The 16,287-nt window shown below is 44.5% G+C and carries 18 protein-coding genes; 15 read left to right on the top strand and 3 right to left on the bottom strand.

Annotation, left to right across the window (positions count from 1 at the left end; all coding sequences use genetic code 11):
- The 12 genes from ALT761_RS08495 (at position 1) to lipA (ending at position 10,481) form a co-directional block, all read left to right on the top strand.
- Positions 1–522: an LPS-assembly lipoprotein LptE gene (locus ALT761_RS08495; RefSeq protein ID WP_129737984.1), complete on the top strand. Its 522-nt coding sequence runs from the start codon at positions 1–3 to the stop codon at positions 520–522.
- A gap of 2 nt (positions 523–524) precedes the next feature.
- Positions 525–1,553 carry a DNA polymerase III subunit delta gene (gene holA / locus ALT761_RS08490; RefSeq protein ID WP_129737982.1) on the top strand — a complete coding sequence of 343 codons (1,029 nt, stop codon included), beginning with the start codon at positions 525–527 and terminating at the stop codon, positions 1,551–1,553.
- 4 nt (positions 1,554–1,557) lie between these two features.
- On the top strand, positions 1,558–2,268 hold the full coding sequence (gene nadD / locus ALT761_RS08485; RefSeq protein ID WP_129737980.1) for a nicotinate (nicotinamide) nucleotide adenylyltransferase: 711 nt from the start codon (positions 1,558–1,560) through the stop codon (positions 2,266–2,268).
- 8 nt (positions 2,269–2,276) lie between these two features.
- A complete protein-coding gene (gene rsfS / locus ALT761_RS08480; protein WP_013784368.1) occupies positions 2,277–2,594 on the top strand; it encodes a ribosome silencing factor in 318 nt (105 codons plus the stop codon).
- 78 nt (positions 2,595–2,672) lie between these two features.
- Positions 2,673–3,143: a 23S rRNA (pseudouridine(1915)-N(3))-methyltransferase RlmH gene (gene rlmH / locus ALT761_RS08475; RefSeq protein ID WP_013784369.1), complete on the top strand. Its 471-nt coding sequence runs from the start codon at positions 2,673–2,675 to the stop codon at positions 3,141–3,143.
- A 14-nt stretch (positions 3,144–3,157) separates the two neighbouring features.
- Entirely contained in the window at positions 3,158–5,047 is a 1,890-nt protein-coding gene (mrdA, locus tag ALT761_RS08470) for a penicillin-binding protein 2 (RefSeq protein ID WP_129737978.1), read from the top strand.
- Entirely contained in the window at positions 5,047–6,162 is a 1,116-nt protein-coding gene (gene rodA / locus ALT761_RS08465) for a rod shape-determining protein RodA (RefSeq protein ID WP_129737976.1), read from the top strand. Before mrdA ends, rodA begins: the two co-directional genes overlap by 1 nt.
- 1 nt (position 6,163) lies before the next feature.
- On the top strand, positions 6,164–7,084 hold the full coding sequence (locus ALT761_RS08460; protein ID WP_129737974.1) for a septal ring lytic transglycosylase RlpA family protein: 921 nt from the start codon (positions 6,164–6,166) through the stop codon (positions 7,082–7,084).
- 246 nt (positions 7,085–7,330) lie between these two features.
- Positions 7,331–8,515: a D-alanyl-D-alanine carboxypeptidase family protein gene (locus tag ALT761_RS08455; RefSeq protein WP_172602865.1), complete on the top strand. Its 1,185-nt coding sequence runs from the start codon at positions 7,331–7,333 to the stop codon at positions 8,513–8,515.
- A gap of 90 nt (positions 8,516–8,605) precedes the next feature.
- A complete protein-coding gene (gene ybeD / locus ALT761_RS08450; protein ID WP_013784374.1) occupies positions 8,606–8,869 on the top strand; it encodes a DUF493 family protein YbeD in 264 nt (87 codons plus the stop codon).
- The gene (lipB, locus tag ALT761_RS08445; RefSeq protein ID WP_129737972.1) at positions 8,870–9,526 is read left to right on the top strand and encodes a lipoyl(octanoyl) transferase LipB; all 657 of its coding nucleotides are present in this window, start codon (positions 8,870–8,872) and stop codon (positions 9,524–9,526) included.
- A complete protein-coding gene (lipA, locus tag ALT761_RS08440; RefSeq protein WP_013784376.1) occupies positions 9,519–10,481 on the top strand; it encodes a lipoyl synthase in 963 nt (320 codons plus the stop codon). Before lipB ends, lipA begins: the two co-directional genes overlap by 8 nt.
- A gap of 84 nt (positions 10,482–10,565) precedes the next feature.
- On the opposite strand, the gene ALT761_RS08435 is transcribed toward lipA, so the two are convergent.
- A complete protein-coding gene (locus ALT761_RS08435; protein WP_129737970.1) occupies positions 10,566–12,437 on the bottom strand; it encodes a DUF885 domain-containing protein in 1,872 nt (623 codons plus the stop codon).
- 164 nt (positions 12,438–12,601) lie between these two features.
- Here ALT761_RS08435 and ansA point away from each other — a divergent pair, with 164 nt between their 5' ends.
- Together ansA and ALT761_RS08425 are read left to right on the top strand one after the other, a co-directional pair.
- The gene (ansA, locus tag ALT761_RS08430; protein ID WP_129737968.1) at positions 12,602–13,609 is read left to right on the top strand and encodes an asparaginase; all 1,008 of its coding nucleotides are present in this window, start codon (positions 12,602–12,604) and stop codon (positions 13,607–13,609) included.
- Positions 13,610–13,618: 9 nt separating this feature from the next.
- Positions 13,619–14,461 carry a DUF2797 domain-containing protein gene (locus ALT761_RS08425; protein WP_013784379.1) on the top strand — a complete coding sequence of 281 codons (843 nt, stop codon included), beginning with the start codon at positions 13,619–13,621 and terminating at the stop codon, positions 14,459–14,461.
- Between the two features lie 227 nt (positions 14,462–14,688).
- On the opposite strand, the gene ALT761_RS08420 is transcribed toward ALT761_RS08425, so the two are convergent.
- On the bottom strand, positions 14,689–15,240 hold the full coding sequence (locus tag ALT761_RS08420; RefSeq protein ID WP_129737966.1) for an NAD(P)H nitroreductase: 552 nt from the start codon (positions 15,238–15,240) through the stop codon (positions 14,689–14,691).
- Positions 15,241–15,333: 93 nt separating this feature from the next.
- Positions 15,334–15,951, bottom strand: a complete 618-nt coding sequence (locus tag ALT761_RS08415; RefSeq protein ID WP_129737964.1) for an HvfX family Cu-binding RiPP maturation protein — start codon at positions 15,949–15,951, stop codon at positions 15,334–15,336.
- A gap of 60 nt (positions 15,952–16,011) precedes the next feature.
- On the opposite strand from ALT761_RS08415, the gene ALT761_RS08410 reads away from it, so the two are divergent.
- Positions 16,012–16,221: a hypothetical protein gene (locus tag ALT761_RS08410; RefSeq protein WP_129737962.1), complete on the top strand. Its 210-nt coding sequence runs from the start codon at positions 16,012–16,014 to the stop codon at positions 16,219–16,221.
- Positions 16,222–16,287: the final 66 nt, after the last annotated feature.

Raw genomic sequence — 16,287 nt, 5'->3', positions numbered from 1 at the left:
ATGCGCCGTTTACTTCGTTACACAGTGGTACTGAGTGCACTTATTGCACTTGCCGGTTGTGGATTTCATTTAAGAAGTGCCCCTAGCCTTCCTGAAAATGTAAAATCAGTGCTTATTAACAGTGCTCGCGCTCATGCACCTCTTGCAAGAGCGCTTCACAACCGCCTTACTGTGTACGGGTTAAATGGCGTCTACCAACAAGATAGTACGTCGTCTACCGACGGCGTATCTTTGTATTTACTGCCCGAAAAATTAGAGCGCAGACTGCTTTCGGTTTACGCTTCGGGTCAAGTTGCTGAATACGAACTGATTTATACCGTGCGTTATCGGGTTCAATTCCCTGACGAGGAAGCCATTATGGCTACCTTCGATGTAATGCGTGATTATCAAGATGACCCCGATCAAGTATTGGCGAAATCAAGAGAACTCGAATTAGTACTCGATGAAATGCGTGCCGAGGCAGCGGACATTATTATCCGTAGGCTTTCAAGCCAAGCCTCTGCTGCTAAGCTGATTGATTAAGCATGCAACTCTATCCAAACCAATTTTCCAGTGAGATAGGTAAAGGATTAGCGTCCTGTTACTTGGTGTTTGGTGATGAGCCTCAGCAAAAATTTGAGGTGATAGAGCAAATCCGCACCACGGCAAAAGCCAACGGTTTTGATGAGCGCACAGTGCTTGTGGCCGACACTGGCTTTTCATGGAATCAGCTGCTTGAAGCAACCCAAAGCATGTCGTTGTTTTCAAACCAGCAGTTTATTGAATTAGAACTTCCTACAGGAAAACCCGGCGCAGAAGGCAGCAAAATGCTGCAAGAAGTTGCTAAAGGGTTAACCCAAGATACTCTCCTTCTAGTGCATGGTCCTAAAATTGGCAAAGACGTACAGCGTGGAAAGTGGTTCAAAGTGCTCGATGACATGGGCGTTTCTGTACTCTGCTACCCTTTAGAAGGCAGACAACTTAGTGCATGGATCAGCAATCAAGTAAAACAACATCAGCTAACTATTAATGCAGCTGGAATGAAAATGATTGCCGATTTTTGCGAAGGTAATTTACTGGCAGCAAAACAAGAAATAGATAAGCTTGCCCTACTTTACCCTCAACAGTCAGTATCTGAAGCACAAATTGAACGGGCGATGGTAGATCAATCTCGCTACAACGTGTTTCAGTTAGTGGATGTCATGCTAAGCGGTGATGCTAATCGCTGCGTGAAAATGCTTTACCGATTAGAAAGTGAAGGCTTAGAGCCAAATATTATTATTTGGGCCCTGATTCGTGAATGGGAAGTCTTATGGAAATTGAAAAGCGCTACCGCTAATGGTGAAGCCATTCAATGGCAGAAGTTTGGTATTTGGCGCAACAGGCAGGGCTTCTATCAAAGTGCGTTAAATCGCCTTAGCATAGAACAGTTGCTACAAATTCAGGATGCCCTCACCCAAGCCGATTTAGCGTTTAAACAAAACGTTATTTCACGCCCCTTCGTGAAGCTTTGCCATTTATGCATGATGTTTATGGCGATGGGTATTTTTCACCTTCCTTTGATGGAAGCCTAACATTTTGGCTATTCGCGCCATTTTAGGGGGGACTTTTAACCCGCCCCATTTAGGTCATGTATCGCCAGCGCTCCATTTATTGTCTGCGCTGAATATCGACGCACTCGGTTTAATGCCTTGTAAGTTGGCGCCGCACAAATCGGTGGCCGTTAGCGAAGAACACCGGGTCAACATGGTGAAGCTGTGTTGTGAGCAAGATAAACGCTTGTACCCAGAGCTAATCGAACTCTCGCTACCTTCACCTTCTTACACGGTAAAAACCCTTCGAGCATTAAAAGAAAGAGACAATAAGACAATCTGTTTTTTCATTGGCGCCGATTCCCTGTATAATCTTAAGTCTTGGTTTGAGTGGGAGCGTTTGCTTGATTTCTGTCACCTAGTGGTAATGCGTCGCGACAGCGATACATTTACACCACCTGATGACTTGGTTGAGTGGTTAAAAGCCAACAAAACAGAGGACGTTCTGCAACTACATGCTCAGCCTACTGGCTTAGTATTTCTTGCAGATACCCCATTACACCCTGTTTCATCAACGCAATTGCGCAGCGCCGTTCAAACGGATGCATCATCGACATTGCAAGAAACACATTTGAACGAAACAGCATTGCATGACGCAAAGTTTCAAGCCACGACATTAATAGCAAAGTGGCTGCCTCAGGCAGTCTCAGACTATATTTATACACATCGGTTATACCAAGAATTATCAAATAAGTGAGGAAACACTTGGAGAGTCAACAACTCAAGCAGTTCGTAAAAGATAAAGTAGACGACATGAAAGGCCGCGATATTATAGAACTGGATGTTCGTGGCAAATCAACCATTACCGACACCATGATCATTTGCTCTGGTAACTCTAAGCGCCATGTTGTTGCTATTGCTGAGAATGTAATAGTAGAAGCTAAAAGCGCAGACGAAGCACCAACAAGCGTGGAAGGCAAAGAAACTGGCGAATGGGTATTAGTAGATTTTGGCGACGTTATTTTGCACGTGATGCAAGACGAGACTCGCGATTTCTACCAGTTAGAGAAGCTGTGGTCATAACAAAGCCAACCGCAGACTTATAAAAAGGGCTGCGGTTAACTTTGTTGGTAGTTTGATGTTCTAAAGGATTTACCCACTGTGCGTATACAAATTGTCGCCGTAGGTACAAAAATGCCCGCCTGGGTCACCACCGGGGTAGATGAATTCCTTCGCCGTTTCCCCGCCGATTTACCGGTGAGTTTTACCGAAATCCCCGCAGGTAAACGTGGCAAAAATGCCGATATTAAACGCATTCTAGAAAAAGAAGGCGAACAGATGCTCGCCGCTATTCCTAAAGGTAACCGCGTAGTGACATTAGAAGTCACTGGTAAGCCTTGGGACACCCCCACATTAGCCAAACAGTTAGATAATTGGAAAATGGATGGCCGTGATGTCAGTCTTTTGATTGGTGGACCTGAAGGTTTAGCACCTGAATGTATTGCCGTGTCTGAACAAAAATGGTCACTGTCTGCACTTACGCTTCCTCATCCGCTTGTAAGAATTATTCTTTCTGAAAGTCTATATCGCGCTTGGTCTGTTACTCAGAACCACCCGTATCATCGCGAGTGAGAGAATAACCTTTTATGCATCGCAAGCGCCAAGCAATTCGAGACCACTCGGCTGAAGCAAACTTATTTGCCAGACGAGCGTCTATCGCCTTTATTATTGTTGTTATGATGCTAGGCGTGGTGCTGAATAACCTTTATTCCCTGCAAGTTGAACAACACGACGTTTACCAAACCCGCTCAAACGGGAATCGCATTAAGGTATTACCTGTTGCGCCAAACCGTGGGTTAATTTATGACAGAAACGGCATATTGCTTGCGGAAAACCGTCCTGTATTTAGCTTAGAAATCACACCTGAGCAAACCAACGATTTAGACGCCACCTTAGATGGCTTAACCCAATTGATGGGCATCACCCCAGAAGAACGTGAAAGCTTTAATAGCAGCTTAAAAGGCCAACGACGTTTTAAACCTATTGCCCTGCGGACTAAATTATCCGAAGAGGATGTTGCACTCTTTTCTGCCAGCAAACATTTGTACCCCGGGGTACAAATTGAAGCGCGACTAGCACGTCATTACCCTTATAAAGAAGCTCTTACCCATGTACTGGGTTATGTAGCGCGTATTAATAAGAAAGACCTCCAAAAGCTGGTAGAGGCAGGGCAAGAAGATAACTATGCTGCCACCCACGACATTGGCAAATTGGGGGTAGAGAAATACCACGAAGAGCTATTGCACGGTTCAGTGGGTTACCAACAAGTGGAAGTGAATAACCAGGGCCGGATAATTCGAGTATTAAACGTCGACCCACCCGTACCCGGTAAAGACATTGTATTAAACATCGACCTTTCCCTACAAATTGCAACCCAGCAGGCACTGGAAGGTCAGCGCGGCGCTGTGATTGTCAGTGATGTAAAAACGGGAGGGGTATTGGCGTTATTTTCAAACCCCAGTTACGACCCGAACTTGTTTGTTCACGGTATCAGCAGAAAGAATTACTCTGCCCTATTAAATTCCCCTGATCGCCCACTAATAAACCGCGCCACTCAAGGCCAGTATCCGCCTGCATCTACCATTAAACCTCACCTTGGCTTAATTGGACTTGAAGAGGGGATAGTCACCGAAGAGTATACGATTAAAGATAATGGCCGCTATCAGTTGCCCAACGTATCGCATACATGGCGAGACTGGCGAAAGTGGGGCCACGGTGATGTAGATATCGCAAAAGCAATAGAAGTTTCCTGCGATATCTATTACTACGATTTAGCTTATAAGTTGGGGATAGATAAAATCAGTGAAGCCATGTACGAATTTGGGTTTGGTGATTTTACCGGTATCGATTTATACGAAGAATCTGATGCGAATATGCCTAGCAGAGGCTGGAAGCGTGCACGATTCAACCAGCCTTGGTATATCGGTGACACCATTCCTGTGGGTATTGGCCAAGGGTTCTGGTCTACCACCCCTATTCAGTTATCGCAATCAGTGAACACCTTGGTTAATCGTGGCGAACGCATAATTCCGCAAATTATTCGTGGGTTTATGCACGAAGATAGCTCAGTAGAAATTATTCCACTTAAAACCCTTCGACCTATCGAAATTAAGAACCAGCATAATGTCGATATTGTACTGAACGCGATGCATGACGTAGTGCATGGTAAAGAAGGTGGTGCTCGCCATACGTTTGCTGATGCGCCTTACCAGTCTGCGGGCAAAACCGGTACTGCACAATTATTTTCCGTGGGACAAGATGAAAAATACGATGCTGAAAAAATAGATGAGCGTTTGCGAGACAATGCCATGTATGTAGGCTTTGCCCCCTTTGAAAACCCAGAAATTTCAGTAACCGTCGTGCTTGAGAACGCCGGTGGCGGTAGTAAAAATGCAGCCCCTGTCGCCAAGAAAATCATGGATTTCTATTTTCGTGATCGGGTTTTCGACACCGAAATTAGCAAGGTTGACGAATAATGAAAAAGAACACGCTCAACCCAAATAAAACCAGTTTTTTACAGCGTATTCATATTGATGGTTGGCTGTTTTTAAGCCTTTTAGTGCTTATGTCAGTGGGACTAGTAACGCTGTATTCAGCATCAGGACAAGACAGCGGCCAAGTAGAACGTCAAGTTACGCGCCTAGCGCTGAGTATAGCGGTCATGTTTGGTATCGCACAAATTCCCCCAGGCGCATTTCGTCGCCTGTCGACATACGCCTATATCGCGGGGCTGTTAATGCTTATCGCGGTATTGTTATTTGGCGACATGGGTAAAGGCGCTCAGCGTTGGCTAGACTTAAAGTTTATTCGCTTTCAACCGTCAGAGTTAATGAAGCTCGCGGTGCCTATGATGGTCGCCTGGTATATTAGCAAGTTTACGCTACCTCCTCGCACCATGAATATTGTGGTTGGCTTTTTAATGGTGGCTATCCCAACGGTACTTATTGCTAAACAACCCGATTTAGGGACATCGCTGCTTATTGCCAGCTCCGGCATCTTCGCGATATTCCTCGCCGGTATGAGTTGGCGGCTTATCGGATTTGTTGCGCTGTTACTCGGTGGTTTCGCGCCTATTATGTGGTTCTTTTTAATGGCGGAGTATCAAAAGCAACGCGTATTGACGTTTTTAAACCCAGAGAGCGATCCACTCGGTTCGGGTTACCATATTATTCAGTCGAAAATTGCGATAGGTTCAGGTGGTGTAGATGGAAAAGGCTGGTTGCAGGGCACCCAATCACAATTAGAATTTTTACCTGAACGACACACCGACTTTATTTTTTCGGTTTTCAGTGAAGAATTTGGCCTTACTGGGGTTATTGTTCTGCTGATTATTTACCTTTGCGTTATTTTACGTGGGCTTATTATTGCGAGTCGAGCTCAAGACGCCTACTCTAAGTTACTGGCAGGCAGTATTACGTTAACCTTCTTCGTTTATGTGTTTGTAAACATGGGAATGGTATCTGGATTACTACCTGTGGTAGGAGTGCCACTGCCTTTAGTCAGTTATGGAGGCACTTCTATGGTGACATTAATGGCAGGCTTTGGCATGCTAATGTCTATTGCCACTCAAAAACGATTAATGTCTCGATAACATGCGCACACTACTGTTAATACTGCTTGCTTCATTTATACTCGCCGCGTGTAAGTCAGCGCCTAGTGGTCGCTATAGTCAGCATCAAGACACTGCCCCGAATCATGTAGCGAAAGTGCCTGAAACTTTGGATGCCGTTCCTAAGTATGAAGCTTATAGAATGTTTAACAGCCGCCCTTACAAGGTGCTAGGCAAACATTATACACCGCTGACATCAGGTAAAGGGTTTGAAGAAGTAGGTTACGCCAGTTGGTATGGTCAGAAGTTTCATGGCCATTTAACGTCAAATGGTGAAACCTACAATATGTTTGCTATGTCGGCTGCCCACAAAACCTTACCGCTTCCTTCTTACGTGCGCGTGACTAATTTAGACAACGATAAACAAGCGATTGTGCGAGTGAATGATCGTGGCCCTTTTCACGATAACCGTATCATCGATTTGTCTTACGCTGCGGCGGTAAAGTTGGGTTATCACAACAAAGGTACGGCAAAGGTAAAAATTGAAGTCATTCACTTCGACCCCGAAAACAATGTAACAGTTGGTATTAACCCGACCGTTAGTTACGACGAATACATTGGTATTGCTCCCCTTCCCTCAGCACTAGCATCAACATCACCAGTGACACCATCATCTGAGGTCGCCGCGAGCACCTCAGCGCAAAGCGATAATCTTCAGCAAACCTCAATCTCTCTGGACGGTTATTTTATTCAGGTGGCAGCACTATCAAATCAGAAGAAAGCAGAGTCTATTTCAAATGTACTTTCTGCACTTTATCAGGTGCCAACACACATGCCTGTAGTAGGCAATGTATATAAACTTCAACTTGGTCCGATTGAAGATGAAGCGCTTGCTCACGAATTGTTAGAGCAGTTAAAACAAAACGGCTACCCCCAAGCTTATAAGATAAAACAAACCCTCTAACGACTCGCTCAAAAAACCGTCACAACTATGGCAATAATGTGGCGAAACGCGTTTCAAATCTGTCATTTATGGTGCTTTTTCGTTGTTTCGTAGCCTAATCTCCATTAACAGCTAAACTTTTCGGTTTAACCCTAGTCGAACTATGCGCCTTACGTTAGAATTCTAAATCAAATAGTAGTATTAACTGTGTAGCGTGCCTGCTGTTCAGTTTTAAACGGATAATAAACGGTCAAAGAAAATAAAATCATGCTCAGAATAATTCAACGCGCTAAACCGTCTTTTCTCTCCTTCGCTTTTATGCTTTTCAGTGCACTAGCGCTGTCAGCAAATGCAGCAGTGGTTACCCCACCGGCTCCATCAGTAGCAGCGGGAGGCTTTCTTTTAACCGACTTTGAAACCGGACACGTTATCGCGTCGAAAAACGCAGATATGCAATTGGCACCAGCCAGCTTGACTAAAATCATGACCATTTATGTGATTGGTAAAGAACTGCAAGCTGGTAACATTAGCCTTTCTGACGAAGTAACCATTTCTGAAAATGCATGGGCCAAAAAATTCCCAGATTCATCAAAGATGTTTATCGAAGTGGGTACGCAAGTATCGGTAAGCGATTTATTACGCGGTATTGTAGTGCAATCAGGTAACGATGCCTGTGTTGCCATGGCCGAGCACGTAGCTGGCTCACAAGCGGCATTTGCTAGCATGATGAACGCCCACGCCCAAGCACTTGGTATGACTGGCTCGCATTTTGTAAATGCACATGGGCTTCACGATCCTGACCATTACACGACACCTCGTGATATGTCGATAGTGTCTCGCGCACTTATTGCTGAAACCCCTGAAATGTACAAAATTTACAGCGAAAAAGAATTCACGTTTAACGGCATCAAGCAATATAACCGTAACAGCCTGTTATGGGACAAAAGCTTAAACGTTGACGGTATTAAAACGGGTCATACGTCAGATGCTGGATACAGCCTTATTACTTCAGCCTCTCAAGGCGACATGCGCTTGATTTCTGTGGTCATGGGTACCGACAGTGAAAGAGCCCGTAAAGTAGAAAACAAGAAGCTGCTTAAATATGGGTTCCGTTTTTATGAAACACTAACTCCATACCAAGCTGGCGACAGTTTTGTTGCACACCGCATTTATATGGGCGATAGAGAAACCGTAGACCTTGGTATTAACCAATCTACCCCCATTACCATTCCACGCGGCCAAGCGGCTAACTTGGAAGCCAATTTTGAACTAGACAAAAAACTAGAAGCGCCATTGGCTAAAGGCCAAGTTGTAGGCACACTTTTCCTTCAACTTGAAGGCGAAGATGTAGCCAGCTACCCCCTTGTCACTTTGCAAGAAGTGAAAGAAGGCAGCATGTTTAATCGCATTAAAGATTACATTATGCTGCAACTGGGTTTCGACGAAGCGTAACATTACGCCTCGCTACACTAGTTCAAGGGCGGCCTGATTGGTATAATCGGGCCGTTTTTGTATTTAATGACTGTATAAAAAGGATATCGCATGGATACCCGTTTCGATGAACTTCTAGATTTTCCCACAAATCAAACATTTAAAGTAATGGGCATCGCCCATGACGATTTACCTAATCACGTAATTGAGTGCTTACAGCAGCACGCGCCAGGTGATTATTCACCCGCAGTGAAGCCAAGCAGCAAAGGTAATTACCATTCTGTATCGGTAAGTGTACGAGTGACCAGCAAAGAGCACATGGAAACTATTTACACTGAACTTGCTAAGTTAGAACTTGTAAGAGTCGTACTATAAGTGAGCACCCTAACCGACTCTGTCATTATTCGGCAACTTGGCAGACAAAGCTACGAGCCCATATGGGCTGCCATGAAAGCGTTCACGGATGAACGTGATGATACGACTGAAGATGAAATTTGGCTGGTTGAGCACGACCCTGTATTTACACAAGGTCAAGCAGGCAAAGCTGAACATATTTTGATGCCCGGTGACATTCCCGTGGTGCAAGTCGACAGAGGCGGTCAGGTAACCTATCACGGCCCAGGCCAACAGGTTATCTATCTTCTTATTAATATTCGTAGACGCAAGCTAGGTGTACGACACTTAGTAACTGCGATGGAAGATGCTGTGGTAGGCTTAATGGCCAAATACGGTGTTACCGCCTACCCTAAACCCGATGCACCAGGGGTTTATGTAGATGAGAAAAAAATTTGCTCACTAGGGTTAAGAATTCGTCACGGTTGCTCATTTCATGGATTGGCATTAAATGTTAATATGGATTTGTCACCGTTTCAGCGCATTAACCCATGCGGTTATGCAGGTATGGAAATGATTGATACCGCCAGTCTGAGTGGCCCAGATTCGATAAGTGTTGCCGGTGAAGTTCTCACCGACTTACTACTTGAAGCGCTTTCCATTACGGAAAAACGACATAAAGAAGGTTTTGATGAGTAACGCACGACCTGTAGCTGGAGTTAAACTCCGCGACGACGAAAAAGTAAAACACATTCCTGTCACCATTATTCCTACTGAAAAGGAAGAAATGCTGCGCAAGCCTTCGTGGATCAAAATTAAGCTGCCACGCAGCACGGATAAAATTGATCACATCAAGAAGACCTTAAGAAAGAATAAACTGCATTCTGTGTGCGAAGAAGCCAGCTGCCCTAACTTAGCTGAGTGCTTCAACCACGGTACGGCAACCTTTATGATTTTGGGTGACATTTGCACCCGTCGTTGTCCGTTCTGTGATGTTGCCCACGGAAAACCACTACCGCCAAGTGCGGAAGAGCCAGAAAAGCTAGCGAAAACCATTGCTGAAATGAATCTTCGTTACGTGGTAATTACCTCGGTAGACCGCGATGACTTGCGTGACGGTGGCGCACAACATTTCGTAGATTGTATCAACGCGATTCGTGAGCACAGCCCGACGACCACAATTGAAGTGCTAGTTCCAGATTTCCGTGGCCGTATGGATCGCGCATTAGAAATCTTTAAAAATGGTGTTCCTGATGTGTTCAATCACAACTTGGAAACTATTCCGCGCTTATATCGCGAGTGTCGCCCTGGTGCTAACTATCAGTGGTCATTAGACTTGCTCAAGAAATTTAAAGCGCAGCATCCAGATGTTAAAACCAAGTCTGGCTTAATGATGGGTATGGGCGAAGAAAACGTGGAAATTGAAGGCGTACTTCGCGATTTACGTGCTCACGACGTGGACATGCTGACACTTGGCCAATATTTACAGCCAAGTCGCCACCACTTCCCTGTGAAGCGTTATGTTCACCCTGATGAATTTGATGCACTAGGCGCTTACGCCAAAGACATAGGCTTCACTCATGCAGCCAGTGGCCCTATGGTTCGCTCTAGTTACCATGCCGACCAACAGGCAGCGGGTAAAGAAGTAAAATAGATATAAAAAAGCGGCTTTCACAGCCGCTTTTTTGTTTGCCTTTCTTTTCGCTTAGCTAAGCTATCAACTTATTCGCCTTAGCTTTTACAATTTAGATTTTACTTCGTCTATCCACATCGACATTTTTTCACTCAATATCGGCATTGGCATTGCCCCATCAGTCAGTATATTGCTGTGGAACGCTTTAATATCGAAGTCGTCACCTAAGGCTTCAGTGGCTTGATTACGTAAATGTCTAATATGACGCTCTCCCACTTTATACGCTAACGCTTGGCCAGGAATAGAAATATAACGTTCTACTTCTGCCACCGCATCAGACTCAGCCATTGATGAGTTATCAAGCATATACGCAATGGCCTTTTCGCGGCTCCACCCCTTAGCATGCAGCCCTGTATCAACCACCAGGCGCATAGCACGAAGCTGTTCATCATTTAGTCGTCCGTACCACATGTATGGGTCGGTAAACATGCCAAGCTCTTTTCCTAAGCTTTCCGCATACAAGGCCCAGCCTTCACTGAATACGGTATAGCCGTTGAATTTTCTAAACAAAGGTAAACCTTCCACTTCTTGCTGAATAGCTATTTGGAAGTGATGACCAGGCGCCGCTTCGTGAATACTTAAGGTTTCCAAACTAAATTTAGGTTGGGCTTTTAGGTCACGAGTATTGATGTAAAAAATGCCAGGTCTGCTACCGTCTGGTGCCGGAGACATGTAGCTAGCTGCTGCCGATGACGCTTCACGATAAGGTTCTACCGCTTTTACGATATAATCAGCTTTAGGGAATACGCTGAAAAGCTTGGGTAAACGGGCGTCTATATCCTTTTTCACATCGGTGTACGCTTTAATCAAAGCTTCATCAGACTCAAAGTAGAATTTATCGTCAGTACGAAGATGATCGAAAAACGCCGCTAGGTCTCCTTCAAAGCCCACGGTTTCTTTAACCGCTTTCATTTCACTTAATATGCGCGACACTTCAGATAACCCAAATTCATGCACTTCATCGGCACTCAGCGGTAAGGTCGTATTGTCTTTAATTTTGTACTCGTACCACGCCTTTCCCTTTGGTAAATCTGAGTAACCTACGGTAGCGCGAGTGTGGGGCAAATATTCTTCTACTACGAAGTCGTGTAGCTTTTGATACGAAGGTACAATCATTTCAGTGATTATTCCCTCATAGGCTGCGGCTAAACGCGCTTTTTCATCATCGCTAATGTTTTCATTTGTCTCAAGCTGTTTTACTGGTCCGTAAAACACACTTTCTGAGGCTTTTTTAACAACGTGAGCACTTAACTGCGGTACCATTTTTTCGGTGATAGCAGTCGGTAAAACCACCCCTTCCTCAATACCTTTTTTCATGTACACAATTACGCTATCGATAAACGCTACGTAGCCTTTGGTTCGAGAAATAAAGTTTTCGTAGTCTTTTACCGTAGCAAACGGCTGTGCAGACTGGCCTGAACCCAGCATGGGGAAAAAAGTATGCACACCATACATTTGATTAATTGGCATGTACTGACTACCAAACTCGTACCCCGCAATGCGGTGTTCTCTGTCGCTTTTAAAAATATGGTAGCTGATCCAGTCTTGCCCAGAAAGTTTAGACGCATCAATAGCATTAATGGCTGCTAAATACGTTTGCTCATGCGCCTTTGATTTAGCAATCAATGCCTCGCTCATGGGCTCATTGAACTGATCGTTATAATCGCTCACGCCATAAAATGTCGCCATTACAGGGTTTTGTTCCAACGACTCGTTAAAATATTTAAGCGTTAAGGCGGCTAATTTTTCTGCCTCTGTTTTATTTGCATCCACTTCTATGATGTCTTTGACTTCACTAACCGCAGACTGCAGTTGTGTAGAAACCGCTGTATTGTCTTGCTGATGCCCTAAGGCGGGTGCAGCCATTAAGCCACTCACTATGGCAGCACTAAGTAAACTTATCTTCATTGTTTTCATTATAAAAAATAACCTGTCGTGTATTTATTATTAATTTACCGCCCAATATTGCCTGTTCTCCCCTAATGATTACAAGGTTTTTGCGCGATCAGGATGACTTTAGTCTGCGGGCTGTTAGAATGCCGTCATTCTGCCTAAACCCACAAAAGAAGTGAGGTTACGCAATGCGTAAACATATCTATATTGCCTACACAGGCGGCACCATCGGAATGAAGCCATCAGATCATGGTTATGTTCCAGCGGCTGGCTTCCTCGGCGATACGTTGAATGACATGCCTGAGTTTCATCGTAGTGAAATGCCATTATTCACACTGCATGAGTACGATAACCTCATTGATTCATCGGATATGGACCCTTCTGATTGGCAACGCATTGCCGATGATATTGCTGAAAACTATGATAAATACGACGGATTCATCATCTTGCATGGTACCGACACCATGGCGTATACCGCATCTGCATTAAGCTTTATGCTGGAAGATTTGACCAAGCCTGTGATAGTGACTGGTTCACAAATTCCTCTTGCAGAGCTGCGTTCTGACGGCCAAGTTAACCTGTTAAACGCACTTTATGTTGCCGCTAACTTCCCTATTGCAGAAGTCGGACTGTTTTTTAATAACCGTTTGTTACGGGGAAATCGCAGTCGTAAGGTAGATGCTGATGGATTCAGTGCCTTCGATTCACCTAACTTCCCACCACTTCTTGAAGCAGGTATTAACATCCGCCTTAAGGCCGGTGAACTTGCTACTAAGTCAGATAAAACCCTAAAGGTTTCGAGTGTAAAAGCACAGCCCATTGGTATGGTAAGTTTGTACCCTGGCATTTCTTCAGAAGTGCTTAAAAATACCTTACAGCAACCGGTAAATGCACTCATTTTATTAAGTTACGGTGTAGGTAATGCACCCCAAAGCCCAGCCCTAATTGCTCAATTAGAATATGCAAGGGATAGACAAATACCGGTGCTTAACTGCACCCAATGTATGCGCGGTCGCGTCAACATGGGCGGCTATGCCACTGGGCATGGGTTGCAGGAAGTGGGCGCGTTATCTGGCAGCGATATGACCCCCGAAGCCGCGTTAGCAAAATTACATTATTTATTAAGTAAGAATTTGCCGTTTGAAACCATTAAAGCCAAGCTTACCCAAAACCTTTGCGGCGAGCTAAGCGAATAGGAATACACCATGACCACATCTTATAGCGGTGCGCTTAGAAAAATGCGCACGCATGCTGACGACAACAACACGGTTAACTACCAGCTTCCTATTGGAGAACACAAGGTAGATATAAACCCGGTTATCGGCCAAAAGGTTTCCCTTGATTTTACGGGCGACATTAACTGCGTACATTGCAATAGAAAGACCAAGAAAAGCTTTAGCCAAGGCTATTGCTACCCTTGCTTAATTTCATTAGCTCAGTGCGATAGCTGTATTATTAAACCTGAAAAATGTCACTATCACGAAGGCACATGCCGAGAACCGCAATGGGGCGAAGAACACTGCTTTAGCGAGCACTTTGTGTACTTAGCTAACACCGGCAATGTAAAAGTCGGCATCACTCGCCACGTTACTGATGGGGTATCGTCCCGCTGGATGGATCAGGGTGCTACCCAAGCCACGGTCATGTTACGCGTAACAGACAGACTCACCAGCGGCCTAGTGGAAATGCTTTGCAAAGAACATATTGGCGATAAGACCAATTGGCGCACTATGTTGAAAAGTGCCCCAGATCAGGTTGATTTACTTGAAGTAAAAGCCACTATATTGTCGAAAATTGCTGATGGATTAGCACAAATTCAGCAGACAAAAGGGATACAAGCGGTGTCTGAAGCCGATGGTGAAGTGCATAACATTCACTACCCTGTAGATACTTACCCAGAAAAAATAAAGTCGATTAACTTAGACAAAACACCAGAGTTTGAAGGCGTTCTCACTGGAATTAAAGGCCAGTATTGGATGCTAGATGGCGACCGGGTTATCAACATTCGTAAATACGCCGGATACAATGTAAATCTGCATGTAGGATAAAGTTTGGGATAAGAGGTGGCTTTAAATGTAATGCCGCCCCTTCCCCCGCAATGCGTGCAGATAACGTTGTCTTATCCTTTGTCTGCACGGTTAGCTTTCTGCTTAAGCTTGTAACATAACGTTTGTAACGCAAAGCTCGTAAGATTAATCTCGTAGCGTTAACCTCTTAGCATTATCTTTGTCGCATAAAGCGCGAGACTAAATCCCAGCATCCCACAAGCTGAAAGTTAGCGCCAATATTCAAAGTAGTCAGAAGTATCGCGATTGGGTTTCGCCGCAGGTTCAAAAGCAGGCGTACCTAAATATAAAAAACCAACAATTTCGTCATCATCACTTAAGTTAAAACCACGCTTTACCGTATCGCATTGCGCATAGCTTCCCGTTCGCCACATGCCATTGAATCCCTGCGCTACCGCCGCCATTTGCATGGCCATCACCCCACATGATGCAGAAGCAATTTGCTCTACACGAGGGACTTTTTCATGTTCTACATAGTTGGCTATTGCCACTATTACCATAGGCGCGCGATGCGGTAACTGCACTGCCCGCTCAATTTCTTTCTCAGACTTATCGTTTTCGATAGCAGATTTCTCGTATAGGCTGCCTAGTTTATCTAAGCCTTTTCCTTCACAAACAATAAAACGCCACGGTGTTAAACACGCATGATCTGGGGCACGAAGTGCAGCTTGCATGATGTTTTCAAGCGCATCACCTGACGGAGCAGGTGCATTCAGTCTAGGTTGAGAGCTTCTATTAAGCAGTAACGTAAGTGCATCCATTTCAGTATCCTATTATCGAACAAAGCGTTATAGGAAGATCCTACGTTCTATCATGAGAAAAGACCAGCATAGCTGGTCTATTTTAAAGGCTGGCTACCTAAAGTTGTTGTCTTGCAATTTAGGACGAAAGAAGTAGTCAATACTCACATAGCGACCACCCCCATAGAAAAATAGCACCAGCAGCATCACAAAATAGGTAGCACCGAATTCAATACCATTATTTAGCACGACTAAACTGCCACTGGAGGTAAGCCAATCGTAGTTACCATAAGATTGCAGTAGAGATTTCGCAGCACTTAACTTCTCAGGGGCCGCCATTACGCTGTCGTTCATCAAAATAGTGCCATCGGCTAACCAGGATGATGCATCGGCAATGGCTAACCACCCGTTGTCGATGTGCACGGTAAATATCGCCACTAACATGGTTACCATCAACGGAATAGCCACCAACCTAGTAAGTAAGCCGAACAATAAAAATACACCACCTACTAACTCAGCGGCAGTGGCTAAAAAAGCAAGCACGAGCGGAAAAGGTAATCCCAATCCGTAGTCTTCATTACCAAACCAGTCAACAATGGACGAAAAGCTGCTCGCCTTATTCCAACCGGCTTGAATCATGACAGGGGCTAAATAAAGCCTTAACAACAGTAGTGGTATTCCATCTGCCACACTTAGTTTTTTAAAGAGGTTCGCGTACAATTGCTTTATCATTATCAAGAGCCTTGTTATTGGGACTTCGTTTTTAACGTATTGTTATAGGAACGTGATGAAGTGAATAAACTTTCACTTAACAATAGAAAACAACCACGGGATACGCAAAAAATATCACCGCTTAAGCGGTTGTTTGTGCGTGGCCACAAAAAAGTAGGCTATAAAAAGACCACTGGCGACTTAATGATGCAACTAAGCGCGAATGATCATAAGCACATCGCTGAAGTGATTGCGCAATGGCTAACAGATGACGAGAATGCCCATAAGTGAGTGACTTTGCGGTACAATCACAAACAATTACAAATAAGTTAGCGATCTAGTTTCGATTCGGTAACA

This window comes from Alteromonas sp. 76-1, from assembly GCF_900654235.1.
In the GTDB taxonomy this organism is placed as follows: domain Bacteria; phylum Pseudomonadota; class Gammaproteobacteria; order Enterobacterales; family Alteromonadaceae; genus Alteromonas; species Alteromonas naphthalenivorans.
This window is presented reverse-complemented; position numbering and strand designations above follow the sequence as displayed.

What these genes read in the sequence shown, in the direction of transcription:
- lipA (WP_013784376.1), top strand. Translation starts at nt 9,519, where the DNA reads ATGAGTAACGCACGACCTGTAGCTGGAGTTAAACTCCGCGACGACGAA.
- holA (WP_129737982.1), top strand. Translation starts at nt 525, where the DNA reads ATGCAACTCTATCCAAACCAATTTTCCAGTGAGATAGGTAAAGGATTA.
- ALT761_RS08455 (WP_172602865.1), top strand. Translation starts at nt 7,331, where the DNA reads ATGCTCAGAATAATTCAACGCGCTAAACCGTCTTTTCTCTCCTTCGCT.
- rodA (WP_129737976.1), top strand. Translation starts at nt 5,047, where the DNA reads ATGAAAAAGAACACGCTCAACCCAAATAAAACCAGTTTTTTACAGCGT.
- ALT761_RS08460 (WP_129737974.1), top strand. Translation starts at nt 6,164, where the DNA reads ATGCGCACACTACTGTTAATACTGCTTGCTTCATTTATACTCGCCGCG.
- ALT761_RS08425 (WP_013784379.1), top strand. Translation starts at nt 13,619, where the DNA reads ATGACCACATCTTATAGCGGTGCGCTTAGAAAAATGCGCACGCATGCT.
- ansA (WP_129737968.1), top strand. Translation starts at nt 12,602, where the DNA reads ATGCGTAAACATATCTATATTGCCTACACAGGCGGCACCATCGGAATG.
- ALT761_RS08435 (WP_129737970.1), bottom strand. Translation starts at nt 12,437, where the DNA reads ATGAAAACAATGAAGATAAGTTTACTTAGTGCTGCCATAGTGAGTGGC.
- ybeD (WP_013784374.1), top strand. Translation starts at nt 8,606, where the DNA reads ATGGATACCCGTTTCGATGAACTTCTAGATTTTCCCACAAATCAAACA.
- ALT761_RS08495 (WP_129737984.1), top strand. Translation starts at nt 1, where the DNA reads ATGCGCCGTTTACTTCGTTACACAGTGGTACTGAGTGCACTTATTGCA.
- ALT761_RS08420 (WP_129737966.1), bottom strand. Translation starts at nt 15,240, where the DNA reads ATGGATGCACTTACGTTACTGCTTAATAGAAGCTCTCAACCTAGACTG.
- ALT761_RS08415 (WP_129737964.1), bottom strand. Translation starts at nt 15,951, where the DNA reads ATGATAAAGCAATTGTACGCGAACCTCTTTAAAAAACTAAGTGTGGCA.
- mrdA (WP_129737978.1), top strand. Translation starts at nt 3,158, where the DNA reads ATGCATCGCAAGCGCCAAGCAATTCGAGACCACTCGGCTGAAGCAAAC.